The sequence below is a fragment of the Haemophilus sputorum CCUG 13788 genome (assembly GCF_000238795.1).
In the GTDB taxonomy this organism is placed as follows: Bacteria; Pseudomonadota; Gammaproteobacteria; order Enterobacterales; family Pasteurellaceae; genus Haemophilus_A; species Haemophilus_A sputorum.
On sequence record NZ_AFNK01000027.1, the window covers coordinates 1 to 3,500 of the forward strand.

Annotated in this window: 2 protein-coding genes and 2 pseudogenes; 3 read left to right on the forward strand and 1 reads right to left on the reverse strand. The window is 48.7% G+C overall.

Going from position 1 to position 3,500, the window contains the following annotated elements:
* Nucleotides 1-381 precede the first annotated feature (381 nt).
* A pseudogene (gene aph(3'')-Ib, locus HSP_RS0103370) lies at nucleotides 382-1,184 on the forward strand (aminoglycoside O-phosphotransferase APH(3'')-Ib).
* Nucleotides 1,184-2,020, forward strand: a complete 837-nt coding sequence (locus HSP_RS0103375) for an aminoglycoside O-phosphotransferase APH(6)-Id (RefSeq protein ID WP_000480968.1) — start codon at nucleotides 1,184-1,186, stop codon at nucleotides 2,018-2,020. The pseudogene aph(3'')-Ib and the gene HSP_RS0103375 overlap by 1 nt, the downstream one beginning before the upstream one ends.
* A gap of 77 nt (nucleotides 2,021-2,097) precedes the next feature.
* On the opposite strand, the pseudogene HSP_RS10855 reads toward HSP_RS0103375, so the two are convergent.
* Nucleotides 2,098-2,406: pseudogene (locus HSP_RS10855) on the reverse strand (transposase); the annotation flags it as partial.
* Nucleotides 2,407-3,030: 624 nt separating this feature from the next.
* Between HSP_RS10855 and stbA the strand changes: the two are divergent.
* Nucleotides 3,031-3,417 (forward strand): plasmid stabilization protein StbA, encoded by a 387-nt coding sequence (stbA, locus tag HSP_RS10860; protein WP_001039464.1) that lies wholly within the window; start codon nucleotides 3,031-3,033, stop codon nucleotides 3,415-3,417.
* The last annotated feature ends 83 nt before the right edge of the window (nucleotides 3,418-3,500 follow it).

Below are 3,500 nucleotides of genomic sequence, written 5' to 3' on the forward strand. Positions count from 1 at the left end.
GGCGTGGCAAGCCAACGTTAAGCTGTTGAGTCGTTTTAAGTGTAATTCGGGGCAGAATTGGTAAAGAGAGTCGTGTAAAATATCGAGTTCGCACATTTTGTTGTCTGATTATTGATTTTTGGCGAAACCATTTGATCATATGACAAGATGTGTATCTACCTTAACTTAATGATTTTGATAAAAATCATTAGGGGATTCATCAGCACTCGGCTGGAAATCGCCGGTGGCATTTGAGAAAAAAGCCGCTTAAAATGAGAGATAGACCGGAACACAACCGGTGCAAGACCATGGAAAGCATGTTCTCGGACTTACGTAGCAACTCGTTTCTTTTCGCAGGTTGAGCCACCTCCGCGCTTCATCAGAAAACTGAAGGAACCTCCATTGAATCGAACTAATATTTTTTTGGTGAATCGCATTCTGACTGGTTGCCTGTCAGAGGCGGAGAATCTGGTGATTTTGTTTTTCGACGTGGTGACGGGCATGCCTTCGCGAAAATCGCACCTGCTTCCCGCCGCGGTGAGCTCGCTGGAGAGCGTGACCGCCTCATTTGGCTCAAAGGTCGAGGTGTGGCTTGCCCCGAGGTGATCAACTGGCAGGAGGAACAGGAGGGTGCATGCTTGGTGATAACGGCAATTCCGGGAGTACCGGCGGCTGATCTGTCTGGAGCGGATTTGCTCAAAGCGTGGCCGTCAATGGGGCAGCAACTTGGCGCTGTTCACAGCCTATCGGTTGATCAATGTCCGTTTGAGCGCAGGCTGTCGCGAATGTTCGGACGCGCCGTTGATGTGGTGTCCCGCAATGCCGTCAATCCCGACTTCTTACCGGACGAGGACAAGAGTACGCCGCAGCTCGATCTTTTGGCTCGTGTCGAACGAGAGCTACCGGTGCGGCTCGACCAAGAGCGCACCGATATGGTTGTTTGCCATGGTGATCCCTGCATGCCGAACTTCATGGTGGACCCTAAAACTCTTCAATGCACGGGTCTGATCGACCTTGGGCGGCTCGGAACAGCAGATCGCTATGCCGATTTGGCACTCATGATTGCTAACGCCGAAGAGAACTGGGCAGCGCCAGATGAAGCAGAGCGCGCCTTCGCTGTCCTATTCAATGTATTGGGGATCGAAGCCCCCGACCGCGAACGCCTTGCCTTCTATCTGCGATTGGACCCTCTGACTTGGGGTTGATGTTCATGCCGCCTGTTTTTCCTGCTCATTGGCACGTTTCGCAACCTGTTCTCATTGCGGACACCTTTTCCAGCCTCGTTTGGAAAGTTTCATTGCCAGACGGGACTCCTGCAATCGTCAAGGGATTGAAACCTATAGAAGACATTGCTGATGAACTGCGCGGGGCCGACTATCTGGTATGGCGCAATGGGAGGGGAGCAGTCCGGTTGCTCGGTCGTGAGAACAATCTGATGTTGCTCGAATATGCCGGGGAGCGAATGCTCTCTCACATCGTTGCCGAGCACGGCGACTACCAGGCGACCGAAATTGCAGCGGAACTAATGGCGAAGCTGTATGCCGCATCTGAGGAACCCCTGCCTTCTGCCCTTCTCCCGATCCGGGATCGCTTTGCAGCTTTGTTTCAGCGGGCGCGCGATGATCAAAACGCAGGTTGTCAAACTGACTACGTCCACGCGGCGATTATAGCCGATCAAATGATGAGCAATGCCTCGGAACTGCGTGGGCTACATGGCGATCTGCATCATGAAAACATCATGTTCTCCAGTCGCGGCTGGCTGGTGATAGATCCCGTCGGTCTGGTCGGTGAAGTGGGCTTTGGCGCCGCCAATATGTTCTACGATCCGGCTGACAGAGACGACCTTTGTCTCGATCCTAGACGCATTGCACAGATGGCGGACGCATTCTCTCGTGCGCTGGACGTCGATCCGCGTCGCCTGCTCGACCAGGCGTACGCTTATGGGTGCCTTTCCGCAGCTTGGAACGCGGATGGAGAAGAGGAGCAACGCGATCTAGCTATCGCGGCCGCGATCAAGCAGGTGCGACAGACGTCATACTAGATATCAAGCGACTTCTCCTATCCCCTGGGAACACATCAATCTTACCGGAGAATATCGTTGGCCAAAGCCTTAGCGTAGGATTTCGCCCTCTCCCGCAAACGACCCCTGTAATCCGGGCAGCGTAGCGGAACGTTCATCAGAGAAAAAATGGAATCAATAAAGCCCTGCGCAGCGCGCAGGGTCAGCCTGAATACGCGTTTAATGACCAGCACAGTCGTGATGGCAAGGTCAGAATAGCGCTGAGGTCTGCCTCGTGAAGAAGGTGTTGCTGACTCATACCAAGCCTGAATAGCTTCATCATCCAGCCAGAAAGTTATGGAGCCACGGTTGATGAGGGCTTTATTGTAGGTGGGCCAGTTGGTTATTTTGAACTTTTGCTTTGCCACGGAACGGTCTGCGTTGTCGGGAAGATGCGTGATCTGATCCTTCAACTCAGCAAAAGTTCGATTTATTCAACAAAGCCCATTCAGTCCTCAATTTGTGCATTTTTTAAACGAAAAAAGGGTGTCTAATACGGTGAAATCATAGTATTACCAAAGTAATAAATAAAAAGTTATTTAAATCAGTAATTTAGATTTGATTTGTAATACCTGGGTAATACCGCAGCATGGCTAAATTTTGTTTTTTTCTTTTAAATCAGTGCAATAGCGTGATTTATCACGCTGCGTTAGGTGTATAGCAGGTTAAGGGATAAAAAATCATCTTTTTTTGGTAGGGCGATCTCCGTAGGTTAAGGGGCATTTGGCTAAAAAGCGTCCTATTCTTTGATGGTCATGCTTGCATGACCATCTGAGCAACCAAAAACTACAGATAAACTACAGATAAACTACAAAAAACGTTTTGCCTTAGTGTTGTAAGACTACAAATAGACTACAATAAAACTACAAATAAACTACAAAAAACGTGACAGACTACAAATAGACTACAATAAAACTACAGATAAACTACAAAACTCGATTGACCCCTTCTTACGAGTGTTGTAGAGTCATTTTCATACAACGGAGGGGGTTATGAATAAACCAGCAGATCTGAAACCCCGCAACTTATCGGCTGCTGTCAGATTGCGCCTAAATGAAATCGAGAACTGGCTGGACAGAGGGCTAACGCGGCATGAAATTGCTGAAATCCTCGACAGCGAATACAGCTTTTCGGTAACAGCCAAAGGGCTTGAGATGGCACTGTATAGAACGCGGCAAAACCGAAAAAATGTATTGCACAATACGCATGATAAGAGTAGCGCGAAGGGTGCAGCGGAAAGTGTATTGCACAATACACAACCGTCTGAGCCTGAAGTGCAGGAAAGTAAAAAAGCAGAGAGTCCCGGCATTATTGATAAAGAATTCTTCAAGAAAATCGGTGAGAATTTCGACCCTAAGAAGTTCAACAAAAAATTCTGAGGTGATTTATGAAAGTAGCGGTAATTAATTACAGTGGCAGTGTTCGTAAAACCTTAATTTCATCTTACCTGTTAGCCCCGCGC

Bases quoted from the DNA above. Each gene is read 5' to 3' on its own strand.
- HSP_RS0103375 (WP_000480968.1), top strand. From the start codon at position 1,184: ATGTTCATGCCGCCTGTTTTTCCTGCTCATTGGCACGTTTCGCAACCT.
- stbA (WP_001039464.1), top strand. From the start codon at position 3,031: ATGAATAAACCAGCAGATCTGAAACCCCGCAACTTATCGGCTGCTGTC.